This window comes from Citrobacter sp. Marseille-Q3906 (assembly GCF_916618775.1).
GTDB lineage: Bacteria > Pseudomonadota > Gammaproteobacteria > Enterobacterales > Enterobacteriaceae > Citrobacter > Citrobacter murliniae.
Window position 1 is genome coordinate 2,596,222 of record NZ_CAKAKA010000002.1, and the last position, 16,407, is coordinate 2,612,628.

The 16,407-nt window shown below is 54.4% G+C and carries 17 protein-coding genes; 2 read left to right on the forward strand and 15 right to left on the reverse strand.

The genetic code is table 11. The features are described from left to right. Positions 1 to 95: 95 nt before the first annotated feature. The 5 genes from ucpA to LG384_RS16675 form a co-directional block, all read right to left on the reverse strand. Positions 96 to 887: an SDR family oxidoreductase UcpA gene (gene ucpA, locus LG384_RS16655; protein WP_200010285.1), complete on the reverse strand. Its 792-nt coding sequence runs from the start codon at positions 885 to 887 to the stop codon at positions 96 to 98. A gap of 226 nt (positions 888 to 1,113) precedes the next feature. Continuing rightward, positions 1,114 to 2,013 carry a porphyrinogen peroxidase gene (gene yfeX, locus LG384_RS16660; protein ID WP_045445941.1) on the reverse strand — a complete coding sequence of 300 codons (900 nt, stop codon included), beginning with the start codon at positions 2,011 to 2,013 and terminating at the stop codon, positions 1,114 to 1,116. Between the two features lie 93 nt (positions 2,014 to 2,106). Next, a complete protein-coding gene (locus LG384_RS16665) occupies positions 2,107 to 2,682 on the reverse strand; it encodes an RpoE-regulated lipoprotein (protein ID WP_045445945.1) in 576 nt (191 codons plus the stop codon). A gap of 59 nt (positions 2,683 to 2,741) precedes the next feature. Then, positions 2,742 to 3,191, reverse strand: a complete 450-nt coding sequence (locus tag LG384_RS16670) for a DUF2919 domain-containing protein (RefSeq protein WP_045445948.1) — start codon at positions 3,189 to 3,191, stop codon at positions 2,742 to 2,744. Further along, positions 3,178 to 3,603, reverse strand: coding sequence for a GNAT family acetyltransferase (locus LG384_RS16675; protein ID WP_045445951.1), 426 nt, complete (start codon positions 3,601 to 3,603; stop codon positions 3,178 to 3,180). The genes LG384_RS16670 and LG384_RS16675 overlap by 14 nt, the downstream gene beginning before the upstream one ends. Positions 3,604 to 3,814: 211 nt before the next feature. Here LG384_RS16675 and amiA point away from each other — a divergent pair, with 211 nt between their 5' ends. Continuing rightward, a complete protein-coding gene (gene amiA / locus LG384_RS16680; protein WP_045445954.1) occupies positions 3,815 to 4,684 on the forward strand; it encodes an N-acetylmuramoyl-L-alanine amidase AmiA in 870 nt (289 codons plus the stop codon). A gap of 2 nt (positions 4,685 to 4,686) precedes the next feature. Continuing rightward, the gene (gene hemF / locus LG384_RS16685) at positions 4,687 to 5,586 is read left to right on the forward strand and encodes an oxygen-dependent coproporphyrinogen oxidase (RefSeq protein ID WP_045445957.1); all 900 of its coding nucleotides are present in this window, start codon (positions 4,687 to 4,689) and stop codon (positions 5,584 to 5,586) included. A 102-nt stretch (positions 5,587 to 5,688) separates the two neighbouring features. Here hemF and eutR read toward each other — a convergent pair whose 3' ends face one another. The 10 genes from eutR to LG384_RS16735 are packed head-to-tail and all read right to left on the reverse strand — an operon-like array spanning position 5,689 to position 16,406. Beyond that, on the reverse strand, positions 5,689 to 6,741 hold the full coding sequence (eutR, locus tag LG384_RS16690) for an HTH-type transcriptional regulator EutR (RefSeq protein WP_045445960.1): 1,053 nt from the start codon (positions 6,739 to 6,741) through the stop codon (positions 5,689 to 5,691). Between the two features lie 48 nt (positions 6,742 to 6,789). Beyond that, the gene (gene eutK / locus LG384_RS16695; RefSeq protein WP_225761248.1) at positions 6,790 to 7,320 is read right to left on the reverse strand and encodes an ethanolamine utilization microcompartment protein EutK; all 531 of its coding nucleotides are present in this window, start codon (positions 7,318 to 7,320) and stop codon (positions 6,790 to 6,792) included. 11 nt (positions 7,321 to 7,331) lie between these two features. Beyond that, positions 7,332 to 7,991 carry an ethanolamine utilization microcompartment protein EutL gene (gene eutL, locus LG384_RS16700; protein WP_045445968.1) on the reverse strand — a complete coding sequence of 220 codons (660 nt, stop codon included), beginning with the start codon at positions 7,989 to 7,991 and terminating at the stop codon, positions 7,332 to 7,334. Positions 7,992 to 8,000: 9 nt separating this feature from the next. Next, positions 8,001 to 8,897 carry an ethanolamine ammonia-lyase subunit EutC gene (gene eutC / locus LG384_RS16705; RefSeq protein WP_045445972.1) on the reverse strand — a complete coding sequence of 299 codons (897 nt, stop codon included), beginning with the start codon at positions 8,895 to 8,897 and terminating at the stop codon, positions 8,001 to 8,003. 20 nt (positions 8,898 to 8,917) lie between these two features. Next, positions 8,918 to 10,279 (reverse strand): ethanolamine ammonia-lyase subunit alpha, encoded by a 1,362-nt coding sequence (eutB, locus tag LG384_RS16710; protein ID WP_045445975.1) that lies wholly within the window; start codon positions 10,277 to 10,279, stop codon positions 8,918 to 8,920. Positions 10,280 to 10,290: 11 nt separating this feature from the next. Further along, on the reverse strand, positions 10,291 to 11,694 hold the full coding sequence (gene eutA, locus LG384_RS16715; RefSeq protein ID WP_045445978.1) for an ethanolamine ammonia-lyase reactivating factor EutA: 1,404 nt from the start codon (positions 11,692 to 11,694) through the stop codon (positions 10,291 to 10,293). Beyond that, on the reverse strand, positions 11,691 to 12,935 hold the full coding sequence (gene eutH / locus LG384_RS16720; protein ID WP_045445981.1) for an ethanolamine utilization protein EutH: 1,245 nt from the start codon (positions 12,933 to 12,935) through the stop codon (positions 11,691 to 11,693). The genes eutA and eutH overlap by 4 nt, the downstream gene beginning before the upstream one ends. Before the next feature lie 27 nt (positions 12,936 to 12,962). Beyond that, a complete protein-coding gene (gene eutG / locus LG384_RS16725) occupies positions 12,963 to 14,150 on the reverse strand; it encodes an ethanolamine utilization ethanol dehydrogenase EutG (protein ID WP_200010287.1) in 1,188 nt (395 codons plus the stop codon). Then, positions 14,140 to 14,979, reverse strand: coding sequence for an ethanolamine utilization protein EutJ (gene eutJ, locus LG384_RS16730; protein ID WP_045445987.1), 840 nt, complete (start codon positions 14,977 to 14,979; stop codon positions 14,140 to 14,142). Before eutJ ends, eutG begins: the two co-directional genes overlap by 11 nt. Before the next feature lie 23 nt (positions 14,980 to 15,002). After that, on the reverse strand, positions 15,003 to 16,406 hold the full coding sequence (locus LG384_RS16735; protein ID WP_225761249.1) for an aldehyde dehydrogenase family protein: 1,404 nt from the start codon (positions 16,404 to 16,406) through the stop codon (positions 15,003 to 15,005). Position 16,407: the final 1 nt, after the last annotated feature.

Consider the following 16,407-nt stretch of genomic DNA (forward strand, 5'->3'; position numbering starts at 1 on the left):
GAGTAACGGTTTTATATACCGTTTGATGATTTGAAAGTTGAAAAGAGAATAAGGGGTACCTCCCCTCCATATCGCGGAGAGGAGGATGGCATCGGTCAGACGCCTACGCTGACGCTTTCAGGCAAAGTGCTACCGCCATCAATCACGTTTTGCGTGCCGGTCAGGTAACTGGACTCATCGGACGCCAGGAACGCCGCCAGTTCGCCAACCTCAAGCGGACACGCCAGACGACGCATCGGGATCGCTTTCGCCATTTCAGTTAATACAGACTCTGGATCCTCCGGGTTAGACTGACGTGCAATATTTTCTGCCATCGGCGTACGTACATAGCCCGGACAAATAGCATTCACGCGAATACCAGACTGCGCGTATTCCACCGCCAGGGATTTGGTTAAGCCGATAATTGCTGCTTTCGACAGCGCGTACGCCGTTTCGCCCGGATCGGCAACCATATCGCCGGTTACGGATGACATCATCACAATGCGTCCGTCTTTACGAGCAATCATCTCCGGCAGAACGGCTTTCGTCACGTTCCAGACGCCTTTAATATTGATATCAATATGGAAGTCGCGATCTTCATCGCTCATATCAAGGAAGCTGCCGAGGCGACATACGCCCGCATTGTTGACCAGAATATCGATTTTTCCCTCAATCTTCTTCGCACGTGCTACCGCCGCCGTGACAGAAGCAAAATCTCTGACGTCTGCATGAACTGCCGTGCACCGGTGACCGCGTCCACTCAGCTCATCTGCCAGTTTTTCAATCTCATCGGAGATATCCAGCAAGATTAGGTTCGCGCCATGGCGGGCAAACGTTCTGGCAATACCTTCGCCAATGCCCTGAGATGCGCCCGTAATCAATGCTGTTTTGCCCGTGAGTTTTCCCATTTCAATATTCTCCTTTTGAATATGGAGCCTTACACTCCATTCACGCAGAAGATACAGCAATAACAAATTAGTGCTGAGGAATAGCTCACTAAATCAGGTTAATGTCAGGTAAAAAAAATCCCCGACGACGCGGGGATTAGCTTATTTCTCTGGATTTTGTCGGAAAGCGGCTTCGTCTCAACAAGCCTGCACGATTGCTATCTGTAGTCCAGGCACCCGGCAATAATCACAGGGCGAGCAGACGATCCAGCGACGGAGCAAAGTAATAGCCGCCGGTCACCGGTTTGGTAAAGCGCAGCATGGCGTCACGTTTACCATCAGTATCGCCAAACATACTCAGCAGTTGCTGCTCAATATTATGCAGACGCGCACAGTAAGCGCAGAAATAGAGACCGTGTGTGCCGCTGGCGGTACCGTACGGCAGGCTCTGGCGAACAATTTTCAGCCCCTTGCCATCTTCTTTCAAATCCACACGGCTCAGGTGAGAAGTCACCGGGCGATCATCACCGTCAATCTCTTCATTGGCTTCTTTGGTGCGACCAATCATCATTTCCTGATCATGAATGCTCATGCGGTTAAGCTGCTTCAGGTTATGTTCCCAACGCTGTACAAATACATAGCTGCCACCGGCATCAACGCCATCTTTGATGACCGCGACTTCACGGCGCGTTTCTTCTCCGGCCGGGTTTTCCGTACCATCCACAAAGCCGCTAAGATCGCGCTCTTCAACCCAACGGAAACCGTGGATCTCTTCTTTCACTTCGATGCAGTCGCCAAAGGCTTCCATCGCTGCCTGCGCAACGGAGAAATTCACGTCATGACGCAACGAGAGGATATGGATCAGCACGTCATACTGGGTCGCCGGTGCCAGACCTTTACCGTAAGGGATAAAGTCTTTCAGCTCTTCAGCGCCCACGCCGCCGCTCAGTGTGCGCCAGGTGTTGTTGCCGAAAGCAACGACCGCGCCAAGGTGCGCATCCGGGAATTTCGCTTCAAAGGTCGCCAGTTTATCCGCAAAGGTTTTACTGGCCGCACGCAAAGCCTCAACGTCGCCCTTAACATTGGCTTCAATCCAAATCGCCGCACGGCAATGTTCTGGCAAAATGCCACTCTGAACCTGAGACATTGTTCCTCCTGAAAAAAAGATGCCACGACATCGTGGCATTGATAGGCGTTATTCTACCTGTTTTTTTAGTCCGTCGATTTGTTCAGACGCAAATTAACGCCGCCAGATAATTTTGCTCACTTTCCAGTCTTTCAGCGTATCGTCAGACGGCATTATGCCTTCAGGCCCGCTCCACTCGCCGGAAAAAATATAGCTAATATGTTGACTTCCTTCAGCTTTACACTCAACACCCGCACTATCATCTCCGGTAGCTTTCTGGCAATTACCGAAAGCTTTAGTGTAAAGGTCGCTAAACGGTGTACCGATTTCTGCACCGGATGCTGATGAAATATCGCTGTCCAGCACATCAATGCGGCTGATCGTTCCCTGATCACCGTTGATAATCATCGCAACGCTGCTATCTTTCATCACCTCATAAAAACGTACAACATTGCCATTATTGGTTTTCATCCCGCTACGCAGGCGATAGTCCCCATCCAGCGCATCGGCAATTGATTTTTCATTCAGCGGTGTGGCGGCGGTGAGTTTTCCCACACCCTGCTCAGTGACCTCCGTCGAAGAACCAAACCAGTTCCACGGATTTGCAGCAGACCAGTTCACCGACGACAGCGTTGAACAACCAGTCAGTACCAGCGGCATCGCGCATAAAATCAAACGCAGTGATTTCATTTCACCTCCTCCCTTATTTATCAACGTTGCTTGGAGTTCACTTTCGAAAAAAAGTGCCGTTATTCTTTTTCAACATAAAAACAGGCACGCAGACGTTGATTAGTTAATAGCCATACCAGCGCGACGATATCAGCCACCAGCAGCGCCAGCCCGGCACCGTTGACAGGATCTCCTTCCAGCCACAGAACAGGCTGCCAGCATAGCAGCACCAGTTGGGCCAAAATCAGCAATGCGCGCAGCCAGCGCCATAACGAAGGAAACGCAAAACGTCGCCCGCTGAGCAAAAACGCCAGCACTGCCGGAACGCCGGGAAGCAATCCCAGCCAGAAAGAGTCATGATCGGGATAAAACAGATTCAGTAATGTGTTGCCCTGCTCGCGGGAAGATCCCGCAATCACAAACAGCACCCAGGTGCGCGCCTGAAGCAGCAGCACACACCAGAACAAAAAAGGCAGGCGTAAGCGACCATGACCATCATAATCGGCAGGATGGAACTCAGTACTCTTCATCTTCGATCAGACGTTTGCCCAGATTGAGTACATCAGCATGTTCATATCCCAGACGTTCATACATACCCAGCACAACGTCATTATCATCACGCACCATGATTTGAATCTTCGGGCAACCGCGGGCTATGAGTTTTTTCTCCAGACGGTTGAGCAGTGCATTGGCAATGCCGCGCCCCCGAAACTCAGGATGCACGCCAAGGTAATAGGCAGAACCACGATGACCGTCGTAACCTCCCATCACCGTGCCAACCACTTCGCCGTTCACTTCCGCGACCAGAAACAAGCTGACGTCGTGATTTACTTTACGCTCGATGTCCATTTCCGGATCGTTCCATGGACGCAACAAGTCACAGCGCTCCCAGAGGGTGATCACCTCTTCGAAATCTTCCTGGCGAAATACGCGTATTTCCATGGTATTGGTTACCTTTTCAGGACGTTAAAAAGCGATTATGGCGCGAACAGCTGATTTAGCCAATATCTGACGCGAAGCAGCGGAAAAAATGGCATAATACTGAACTGTCACGTATTGAAATGAAAAGTAAAACAATTCTTATCCCGATCCGTCGCAACGGACTACGCGATACGATATAACGTCTGGAACCTTTTTTTACAACTCAGGCCGTATGAGCACTTTTAAACCACTAAAAACTCTCACATCGCGCCGCCAGGTGCTGAAAGCCGGGCTGGCCGCCCTGACGCTGTCAGGCATGTCGCAAGCCATCGCTAAAGAAGAAGCGCTAAAAACCAGCAATGGTCACAGCAAACCGAAAGCTAAAAAAGCAGGTGCTAAGCGTGTTGTAGTACTCGATCCGGGACACGGCGGTATTGATACCGGAGCGATTGGACGCAACGGTTCGAAGGAAAAACACGTCGTGCTGGCGATTGCCAAAAACGTACGATCCATCCTGCGCAGTCAGGGGATTGATGCGCGGCTGACCCGTTCCGGCGATACATTTATACCGCTGTACGATCGCGTCGAGATTGCGCACAAACACGGTGCCGATCTGTTTATGTCCATTCACGCCGACGGCTTTACCAATCCCAGTGCCGCTGGTGCATCGGTCTTTGCCCTGTCAAACCGCGGCGCCAGTAGTGCCATGGCAAAGTACCTTTCCGATCGTGAAAACCGCGCCGATGAAGTTGCCGGGAAAAAAGCCACTGATAAAGACCATTTGCTGCAGCAGGTACTGTTCGATCTGGTACAGACCGACACGATAAAAAACAGTCTGACCCTCGGTTCGCATATTCTTAAGAAAATCAAGCCAGTACACCGTCTGCACAGTCGCAGTACGGAACAGGCCGCCTTCGTGGTGCTAAAATCCCCTTCTATTCCTTCGGTGCTGGTCGAGACTTCGTTCATTACCAACCCGGAAGAAGAACGGCTGCTGGGGACGACGGCATTTCGTCAGAAAATCGCCACCGCTATCGCCAATGGCGTCATCAGCTATTTCCACTGGTTTGATAACCAGAAAGCACATTCGAAGAAGCGTTAATCATGAAGCCCGATACGCAGCGCGTAAAACAGTTCCTGCTCAGCCTGCAGGATGATATTTGCCAGCAGTTATCCGCCGTGGACGGTGCTGATTTTGTTGAAGATAGCTGGCAGCGTGAAGCGGGCGGAGGCGGACGCAGTCGGGTATTGCGCAACGGCGGTATTTTTGAACAAGCGGGAGTGAATTTTTCCCACGTTCACGGTGATGCGATGCCTGCTTCAGCTACCGCACATCGACCAGAGCTTGCCGGACGCAGCTTTGAGGCGATGGGGGTGTCGCTGGTTGTGCATCCGCTTAATCCTTACATTCCTACCAGCCATGCCAATGTGCGGTTTTTTATTGCTGAAAAACCAGGGGCAGACCCGGTCTGGTGGTTTGGCGGTGGTTTTGATTTAACGCCCTACTACGGCTACGAAGAAGATGCCGTTCACTGGCATCGCACGGCCTTTGATCTGTGTCAGCCGTTCGGTGATGACGTCTATCCGCGGTATAAAAAGTGGTGTGACGACTACTTCTTCCTGAAGCATCGTAACGAGCAGCGTGGTATTGGCGGGCTGTTCTTCGACGATCTCAATACGCCCAACTTCGACCACTGTTTCGACTTTATGCAGGCGGTTGGCAAAGGCTATACCGACGCGTATCTGCCTATTGTGGCGCGTCGTAAGGCGATGAGTTGGGGCGAGCGTGAACGTAACTTCCAGCTTTATCGTCGCGGTCGCTACGTGGAGTTCAATCTGGTGTGGGATCGCGGCACGCTGTTTGGTTTGCAGACCGGTGGGCGCACCGAATCCATCTTGATGTCAATGCCACCGCTGGTGCGTTGGGAGTACGACTGGCAGCCGGAAGCGAACAGCCCGGAAGCTGCCCTTAGCGAGTTTATCCAGGTCCGCGACTGGGTGTAGTTGCCTGATGGCGTTACGCTTGTCAGACCTACAAAACGGCAAAACCCGTAGGCCGGATAAGGCGCGTTAGCGTCGCATCCGGCACGTCACAGGCTCATACCATCACGCCCACTGGCGCATACGCTGATGCAGCGTCAGTGACGGCTTCTCCGCAAACAACTGCTGGTAATCAGTAGCGAACTGCCCTAAGTGCCAGAATCCCCACTGCATTGCGGCATCTTTTACCGTCGAGCTCTGCGACCACGGGCTGATAAGCTCCCGACGCACGGCATTCAGACGAATGCGCTTCAACCATGCATTCGGCCCGATACCAAGAATCGCGTGAAACGCGTTTTGCAACGTACGGCGGCTCACATGCAACTGATTACACAAATCGAGCACAGTCAGCGGCTCCGACATGTTTTCCAGCACATATTCGCGCGCGCGCGACAGCAGACGACGATAACTCTGATGGCTGATACTCTCGGCGGTTATTATCGGCTGAGCTTCCTCCAGCATCGTGCCCATCGCCAACAGCAGGTTATCGCCTAACACTTTGCGCACCGCAGTCTGGCGAAGATCCTCTGGATTCTCGCTGAACGTTGCCAGCGCCTGCTGCACAAATCCCCACAATGCCGCTTTATGCTGCTCTTTTACTTCCAGCGCTGACTGGTTACGCAGCATATGCAGCACCCGTTCCGGGTTATGCAGGAAGTTAGCCTGACGAGCAATGGCCTCTTCAGATATAACCACACCAAGAATGGTGTAATCGTCTGGTGTACTCAGTTCAAACTCAGTCCCTCCCGGGCGAGTTGCAATCTCAGCACTGCCAAGGCATTGGGTGCCAATAAATCCCTGCTCACCACGCGTAGCCGGAATGCCAAACCAGAATGAATTCGGCCAGACCAGGCATGACTGGCGCAGCGCCAGACCGGTGTATTCACGGAACACCTGAATGTCATCGAGCAGGATTTCCGTGAACTCGCCATGAAATTTACCCGGATGGAGCTGATCGTATATCTGCTGCCAGGCGGTAATAGTCAGGGCGTGCTCATAGACATCTGTTGTTCGCCGCTGGTGAACGTTATCCACCTCTACTATCGGCGTAAGTTTAACGTCTTCGGGTAATGCTTCATGATAAAGATGGTGCAGGTTTGCAGTACGTTTCTTTTTCATGATCTTTTAAGCCGGAAGCTTCATTGAAGCCCCCGGCCCTCCGACAGGTTAATTTTTTAAGCGATAGCGACTACTGCGTTTACGCAACGCTCCGTCAGAAAAGAGCTGTTCCAGCGCATTTCTGGCTTTTTCAAGTGACCAGCCAAAGTGCGCAGCCACTTCCCCTGCCGTCATTCCCTGACGGACCGATGTTAACAGTGCCAGTAATTCATCAGAGGATTCAGTCGCCACAGGAGTTTCCTGTATCTGCTCTGATTTCACCTCAGATTTCACTTCAGGCTTCTGTTCTGATTTCTTCGGTGCGCGCTTAAAACCGCCAATCAGCCACTGGGTGTCATCGTCCGGCCGCCCTATCTCCTTGCGGCTAATAACACGGCCTGTACGCTGTGCTGCGGCACTGCCAGCATCCAGCGCCGCACGACACGCCGCCAGATCGCCTTCCACCACCAGCGTCAGCCTGCCAGGATCGAGCACTTCGTGGCTTAGCAGACGCACGTTCGCGGCTTTTAGCATGGCATCTGCCGCGTCCACGGCAGCGACCATGCCATCCACTTCCAGTAATCCCAGTGCATTGATCATCACAACCTCTCTTACGCGCGCTGTACCGGATTACGGGCAATATCCAGAACGGCATCGGCAAAGGCGTTACAGGCAGCTTTACAGGCAGCCTGGCTACCGGTCAAAAACGCCGCCGAGTAGTTGGTTTCTGACGGCGGCGGAACGTAGGTCACCAGTTGTACATCGGCAGATTTCAGCGCAGCATCAATACCAAATGTCGCTTCCAGCGGCGGCGCCACCAGATAGGCCATCGGATCGCCAAGCGCGCATCCTGCCGTGGCTGAAAGATACGAACCGGTACGCGAGACCACATGCGCCAGGAACGCGGTGTTTTCTGCATCATTCGCCCACTGGAACGCTGCGCCACTTTCAATGTTAGCGACCATCGCATCCAGACCCGCGCGAACTTCCGCCGGGTTAGGGCCACCCAGCATGATCATCACTTCACCGGCAGTCGGTGACGGTCCATGCGCGGCTCCTGCATACAGCGATCGGCCATATACCACTTCTACCATCGCCTGTTTTGTCGCTTCGTCAGCGGCAATATACGCCACGTCATCAGAGTCTGCCGTGATGAGTCCGAGGCTACGTATATGTGGCGGTAATTTAAGTTCACGTGCAAACTCCGCGTTAACGGAGGCAATCACGCGCATCGCGGTGACTGAAGGTCTAATCAAATCTAATGCTGGCATGCTGCCTCCTTAACGGGTCATATTGATGCCGGACGCTTTTTGCTCCAGCATGCGCTTGGCCAAATCCACAATTACCGCAGCCGCTTCAACCGGTGGCGTGCCGCCCTGGTGAATGTTCGAAATACAGGTTCTGTCGGCCTCAACGGTGGTCGCCACACGTGGCGAATAGACGGCGTAGCAGGAAAGACTCTCCGACTGGCCTAAGCCCGGACGTTCACCCACCAGCAGAATCACCGCCTTCGCCCCCAGAAGTTCGCCAATCTGATCTTCAATTTTCACGCGGCCATAGCGTACAAAGAACGGCGTACCCACCTTCAGTCCGGCCTGTTTTAAACCAGACAACAACGGCGGCAGGATCTCTTCATAGTTCGCAGTAATAGCATCTGTAGACAGGCCATCAGAAACGATCACCTGCACATCCGGGTTGGCCACGCACTGCGATTTCAGTGCTTCTATCGCTTCCGCACTCAGACGACGACCCAGGTCCGGGCGAGTCAGGTACAGATTTTTGTCACTGATTTCTGAACGGACTTCCAGCAGCCCTTGTGCTTTCACCCACTCTTCCGGTACCTCTTTCAGCACGGTGTCTTTCGAACGAGAGTGGTCAGCCAGGAAGCGCAGCAGCGCCTGAGTGCGTGGACGTGGACCGGCACGACCGGTGCATACGCGCGCTGCAGTACTACGACGCAGCTCTGTCAACACTTCAGCACGGTGCGGATTTTCAACGCCAATCCACGCTTTGGCTTCCGGTGAACCCAGGTCCATCGCACAGCTTTCCCCCGTCGGTGCGGCACACTGTGTGGTGCTGCATTTCGCTTCCGGTGACGGCGCTTGAGCCTGCGGCTGTGACTCACCCATTGACGCCATTACGCTGCGTACAATTTCTTCAATCTGTTTTTGATCCATCGTGTGTCATCCCCGCGTCATCAGAAGAACAGTGACGGATCGCCCGCCCGTTTGGTCAGGCGACCGTTTGCCATAATGCCCATGTTTTCCAGCCAACGTTCAAACTCCGGCGACGGACGCAAGTTCAGCAACTGGCGCACGGTCGCGGTGTCGTGGAACGCGGTGGTCTGATAGTTGAGCATGATGTCGTCACCGAGCGGCATGCCCATGATGTAGTTGCAGCCAGCGGTGGCGAGCAAAATCATCAGGTTTTCATTGAGGTTCTGGTCAGCGTCAGCATGGTTGGTGTAACAGCAGTCACAACCCATTGAGATGCCGCTCAGTTTGCCCATGAAGTGGTCTTCCAGACCGGCGCGAATAATCTGACGGTCGTTGTAGAGATACTCCGGCCCGATAAAGCCCACCACGGTGTTCACCAGGAACGGATCGTAGTGACGCGCCAGACCGTAGTTACGCGCTTCCATCGTCACCTGATCGGCACCGAAGTTAGCGCCTGCGGAAAGCGCAGAACCTTGCCCGGTTTCAAAGTACAGGCAGTTTTCACCGGCAATACGGTTGAACTCAGCACCCACTGCGCGTGCCTCATCCAGCATCGCCAACTCGACACCAAACTCTTTCAGCCCTTTTTCGCTACCGCAGATGCTCTGGAAAATCAGTCCGCCCGGCGCGCCGCGACGAATCGCTTCGATCTGGGTAGTGACGTGCGCGAGCACGCAGCCCTGTGTAGGAATATTGAATTTGTCGATCACGCCATACACGGTATCGAGCACGCGGCTTAAGTTCTCCACGTCATCTGTCACCGGGTTAACACCGATAACGGCATCGCCCGCACCGAAGGAAAGCCCTTCGTAGATTTGTGCGGCAATACTCTGCACGTCGTCGCGGGTATCGTTCGGCTGCAGACGGCAACTGAAGGTGCCCGGCAGACCGATAGTCGTGTTAGCCTTTTTGATCACCGGCATTTTTTTGCCGCCGTAGATCAGGTCCGCGTTGGAACAAATTTTTGCAACGCCTGCGACCACTTCGGACGTTAACCCTTTGCGCATAAACGCAATGTCATCGACAGAGGTTTCATCACTCAACACGTACTCGCGCAGCTCACTGATGCTCCAGTTTTTGATGCGGTTATAGGCCGTTTCGTTGACGTCATCCTGAATCAGACGCGTGACGCAGTCCTCTTCATAGGAAATCACCGGGTTGTTGCGGATATCCGCTACCGTCATTTCCGACAACACCTGTTTAGCAGCCACGCGCTCCTGCGAGCTTGTCGCGGCCACACCAGCCAGCACATCCCCCGAACGCAGTTCGTTGGCTTTTGCCAGCACCTCTTTTACATCCTTAAACTGATAAACATTGCCGAACAATGTGGTCTTTAGTTTCATAAGTCGTTCCCTCAGGAAGGAAATGCGAGTGATTTCACCGTCACCGGCACAACCGATCCGCCAAAAAGAGGCGTACCAATGTCGATATAGTCACCCGCCCGAACAATCACCTCATCGATGACCGCCAGCGGGTGTTGCTGTAACTGTGGGCGTAACAGCATGCCCAGTGCTTTACCAAAATCCTGCTCGGCTACCACCAGCAGGGGATGCGGATTCGGATAACGTGCGACAAAGGCCAGTAGCGCGTCGATGACCGTTAACAGCGCGGCGTAGCGCACTGGCAGCGACCCGGGCAGCGCAAGGACATAGGCGTCAGTTTTCGGGTCGAGATCGAGCTGCATCAGCGCCTGCTGCCAGGCCGCGACCAGATCAGCCTCATCAACCGGGATAGCCACCGGCAGATTGCGCAGCGGAAGCGCAACGCCTTCCAGCCAGATGGTGCTGCCTGAAAGCGATAGCGTATGTGCTCCTGCGCCAATGACCGTGGCACGTACTGTTTGCGCCGGGAACTGCACGTTCATCTCACGCAGACGCGGATGTTCATGTAGCGCCGTTGCCAACAGCGGTCCTATGTCAGAAAAACAGAATGGATCGGCAGGCTGGTTGCGGTAGCACTCACCCACCCCACCCGAAAGCGTAATCACCTCTGGCTTAATGCCCACAGGCAATAAACCGGTTTGCATCAACGCCTGAGCCAGCGGCGAAAGTTTGCCGTCAATAACCTCGACGATAAGCGTAGCCATCCGTCGCGCCACCTGAATCAGTTGCGCCGCATTAAGCGAACGGGCATCTGTACCTGCGCCAAAAACATCATCGACAATCATTTGCCCCGGCTGGTGCGCATGAACTACACGCCCCTGGCTATCGGTCTCCAGCAGTCGCCCACCAACATTCAGGCAGGCTGAACCGCTAACCTTTCCGGCGTCGAACAGAACATAGTTAGACGTACCACCGCCGATATCGATATTCAGTACGCTGCACAGTCGCTGCTCAGACAGGGTTTGCGCACCCGCGCCGTGACCGGCAATGACCGATTCAAGATGTGGACCTGCGCTGGCAACCACGAAGTCACCCAGCGACTGGGAGAGCGCCATCACCGCCGGACGGGCATTGCGGGTTTTCGCACTTTCCCCGGTAATAATGATTGCGCCAGAATCAACGCTCTGTGGCTCAATACCTGCTGCCTGATACTGAGCCAGAATCAGCGCCTTAAGTTCGGCCTCTTTTAACCCGCCTTGCTTATCAACGGGGGTAAAGAAGACCGGGCTTTGCCAGCTAATTTCACGTTTGATGAATTCGTAACGCGGCACCTGCGACACTGCCGCACGGTTAACCAGCTCAAGGCGGGAGAAGATCACCTGAGTGGTGGTGGTGCCGATATCGATACCGACGCTCAATAGCTGGCGAGTATTCACGATTGCGCCTCCGCTTTCGTTTCTGTTTCGGCTTCCACTTCTGCCGGAACGTTTTCGTCTTTTGGTACCAGCAGCATAGCCACACCAATCGCCGTTACACCGCCGATCAGCTTGCCGACAATCATTGGGAAGATCATGGCGTTCATGTTTGCGGCAGCGAAACCTAAGTGGTCACCCAGAGCGAAGGCAGCAGAGACGGCGAACGCACAGTTAATCACTTTGCCGCGGGTATCCATGTGCTTCATCATGCCGAACATCGGAATATTGTTCGCCAACGTTGCGACCATGCCACCAGCTGCCATATTGTTGATTTTCAGGAGATTACCAACTCGCATCAGCGGTTTTTCAAACCAACGGGTCAGTAACAGAACCATTGGATAAGCGCCGAGCAGTACGCAGGAGATAGAACCGATAACTTCGATGGCGCGCATCACTTCACCAGGGTTATCGCCAGGCGCCATGAAGATAGGATCGAGACCCGGGATCAGATCCCAGCCGAGCAGGAATTTGATAACCGCAGCGGCCAGCCCGATTGTGATCAATGCCACCAGGAACTTAGCGAAGATCTGGAAGCCGTTGATCATTTTTTCCGGGATGAATTTCAGCCCCAGCGCCACCAGCACGGCAACGATCAGCACCGGAATCATGTTCATCAGGATCAGCGCGAAGGTAAATTCCACCGGCTGTCCGTTGATTTCAACGCCGGAATACATCGCTACCAAACCACCCGCGATACAGCCAATTGGGATCGTGACAATACCAGCCAGCACGCCCAGTGCCAGATAACGACGGTCAGAGGGTTCAATAATCCCCAGTGCTACCGGGATGGAGAAGACCAGCGTCGGCCCCATCATCGCACCCAGAATCAAGCCAGAGTACAACCATGCCGCAACATCACCGCCCGCCAGTTCTTTCGCCAGGAAGAAGCCGCCCATATCACACGCCAGCAGCGTTCCGGCAAACATCGACGGGTTCGCGCCCAACATTTCATACAGCGGAATAATCACCGGCCCGAGCACTTTTGCTAATACCGGCGCCAGCGCAGTCATACCGACCATTGCCAGACCGAGCGCGCCCATCGCCATAAAACCTTCTTCAAACTGACCACCCGATCCCTCGATGCTTTTACCAAACTTACCGAGGTAGCGCGCTGAACCACCGAACTGCGACAGGATCCTGTCCACGGCGGCAATCAGCATAAAGAACATCATGATGTACATGATGATTTCGTTAATTCCCATACCCTTCACTCCCTGTCATTTGTGTATTTATTGTGCCGCCGCATACAACGCGATAATTTCTGCCTGCGTGGCGGTTCGTGGATTGCTGCGAATACAAATATCGTCCATCGCAGCTTGCGCCCATGTGCTGTATTGCTCAGGCTTCGCCCCCACGTCAGCGAGTCGTTTTGTCTGGCCCACTTCGGTAATCAGCTCGATGACAGCGTTGATTGCGTCACGATCGTCTGATTTCTTGTTGGTTAACGCCCTGCCGATATGGCTAAAGCGTTCACGGCAAACCATGCGGTTAAACCCCATTACTGTCGGTAGCAGCATGGCGTTAGCCTGTCCGTGCGGAATGTGCAGCGCCGCGCCCGGCTGGTGAGCCATCGCATGACACAAGCCCAGCCCCGCGCTGGAGAAAGCCATCCCCGCCATACAGGAAGCCAGCAGCATGCTTTCCCGCGCAGCCAGGTCGTGACCGTAGCCCACCGCTTTCGGTAACGATTTGCCAATCATCGCAATCGCGCCAATCGCCAGGCTGTCGGTAAATGGCGTTGCGTTCAGGGCACTATAAGCCTCAACGGCGTGGGTCAACGCATCGATTCCGGTCATCGCCGTAACATGCGCAGGCACCCCTTCCGTCAATGCGGCATCAAGAATGGCCACATCCGGCATCAGCGTGGCGTGAGCCAGCACTTTTTTCAGTCCAGTCGCGGCGTCAATAATCACCGTGACGTTGGTAGTTTCCGAACCTGTTCCGGCGGTGGTTGGTACGGCAATCAGCGGCAGACGCGGGCGTAACGTGCTGTGTTCCGTCATATCGGCCAGCGTCTGCGTCGGATTAGTCACCAGCAATGCCACCGCTTTGGCGGCATCCAGTACAGAACCGCCACCAAAGGCCACAACGCCATCACACTTTGATTCACGCAGTTGCGCTACCGCCGCGCAAACGTCCGTGATACACGGCTCACCAACCGGGCACGGCCACAACGTCATCGCCACGCCTTTCATCGCCAGGCTACGTTCAAGTCCGGCGGTCATTCCGGCCTGATGCAGGAAGCTATCGACCATCACGAACATATGCGTCAGTCCGCGCATTTGCGCTTCCTGTCCACAGGTGCTGAGCGCCCCAAGTCCACATAACGTGACTGGTGGAACGCTAAATGTTTTTACGCGTTGCAGATTCAGGGTATCGAATGCCTGAAAGAGCGCCGTTTGCAATTCAGCTTGCATAGATTCCCTCCGCTTTTTCTCTCCCACTGTTCGCGATTGCCAGCGGGGTCATAAACAGACTGTGCTGTGGTAAATGCACCTGCAGTTCCGGGAAACGCTTACGGAACAGCTCATCGACACCCGGTTGCATACAGGAACCACCGGCCAGCCATAAATCTGTTACTCCATGCCCTGCAATATGATGAGCGACGATTTCCGCCATCTTTTCGTAGACCGGCTTGACCACCGGCCAGATTTCTTTTCCATTGCTGCGCTTGTACTGCTCGGCTTCTTCAAGCTGAATACGACGATTCCCCGCAAGGGTCAGAGAAATGTGGTGCCCGCCGGTAGCTTCATCGGCGGAATAGGTCACTAAACCCCGCTTCACAATAGCAATACCGGTCGTGCCCCCGCCGATATCCACTACGCCTGCGTTATCCAGTTTCAGCAGATCTGCCACAGCGGTTGGTTCGTCCAGCACATGGCTCACTTCAAGTCCTGCTGATTCCAGCACATTGATGGAAATACGCGGGTCCGTTCCCGGCGGGAACGAGGTTGCCGCATGGGTAAAGCGGCAACCCAGCTGTTGCTCAAGCGTATCGAGATGGCGACGGACAATGGTCACCGCACCGAAGAAATCCCAGACGATGCCGTCACGCACGACATCGGCCCAGTCCAGGCAGACCGCAACCGGCTGTCCGTCACTGTCGACAACCATCGACACCACATCACACGTCCCCAAATCAACACCCAGCCACAGCGGTGAGTCGCTGGCTGTGGGCGTCTGGTTACATAGCGTTGCCGCTTTTTGCAGTCTGGGTGTGAGCCAAAGTTGTTCGTCGTGCGCCATCTCTTTATCTCCTTAGAGCGCTCTTAAACGATGCGGAACGCATCCACCAACACACAGCGACGCAGACGCACAAACGTGCGCGCACTGGTCACCCCTTCCCCGGTCGGCGTAGTAATGGTCATGGTGGTCCAGCCCTCACCGCCAAGTCCGAGACCCGCAATGCACGGTCCATTTTTGACGAAGATGCTGGTATCAATGGCGTTAGCCATACGGTTCATATTGTCGATATTGCGTGAGTGCATCGCCGCCGTATGGTGACAACCACCTTCAAGCGTTACCGCCAGTTCAATGGCCTCATCGACGTTGGCAACCCGCACCACCGGCAGCACCGGCATCATCAGTTCAGTTACGGCAAACGGATGGGTGGCGGAGGTTTCGACGAATAACAAGCGGGTCTGGTCTGGTACATTCAGACCAATTGACGCTGCGATTTTTCCCGCATCACGTCCAACCCAGTCACGGCTAACCGTGCCTTTGCCGCGCTCGTCGACATTTTTCAGCAGCACTGGTTGAAGTTGCTCGGCCTGGGCCGCAGTGAGTTTTACCGCATGCTGGCTTTCCATCAGACGCATCAGTTCGTCGGCAACGCTATCCACCACGATCAGCACTTTTTCGTCGGCGCAGATAATGTTGTTATCAAACGATGCACCTTTGACGATGGACTGCGCGGCGCGTACCAGATCGGCGGTTTCATCAACCACCACCCGCGGGGTACCCGCACCAGCCGCAATCAGGCGTTTATTGGTGTGTTTACGCGCAGCGTCAACCACCGCTTCGCCACCGGTAACGACCAGCAGGCCAATGCCTGGGTACTTGAACAGACGCTGAGCGGTTTCGATATCCGGATTGGCAACGGTAACCAGCAGGTTTGCCGGGCCACCAGCGGCAACAACCGCCTGGTTAAGCAGAGTTATCGCGCGCTGAGAAACGCCTTTTGCCGCCGGATGTGGCGCAAATACCACGCTGTTGCCTGCGGCAATCAGGCTGATGGCATTATTAATTACGGTTGCTGCCGGGTTGGTGGACGGTGTTACCGAAGCCACCACGCCCCACGGCGCGTTTTCAATCAGCGTTAAACCGTTATCGCCGGTCAATACCTGTGGAGAGAGGCATTCCACGCCCGGCGTGCCGCGTGCCTGCGCTACGTTTTTGGCAAATTTATCTTCAACGCGTCCCATGCCGGTTTCAGTGACGGCAAGTTCCGCTAATTCTCTGGCGTGTTTTTCGCCTGCTTCACGAATGGCGTGAATAGCTAACTGGCGCATAGCGACGCTTTTTAACCCCTGCTGGGCCAGTTTTGCTGCCGCCACTGCGTCATCCAGGGAGGCAAAGACGCCCATTTCTTGAACCGCGCTGACGGGCTGACTGCTGTCTTTCATTTTCAGCAGTACCGCTTTCACGACCTGTTCAATATCCTGTTGATTCATG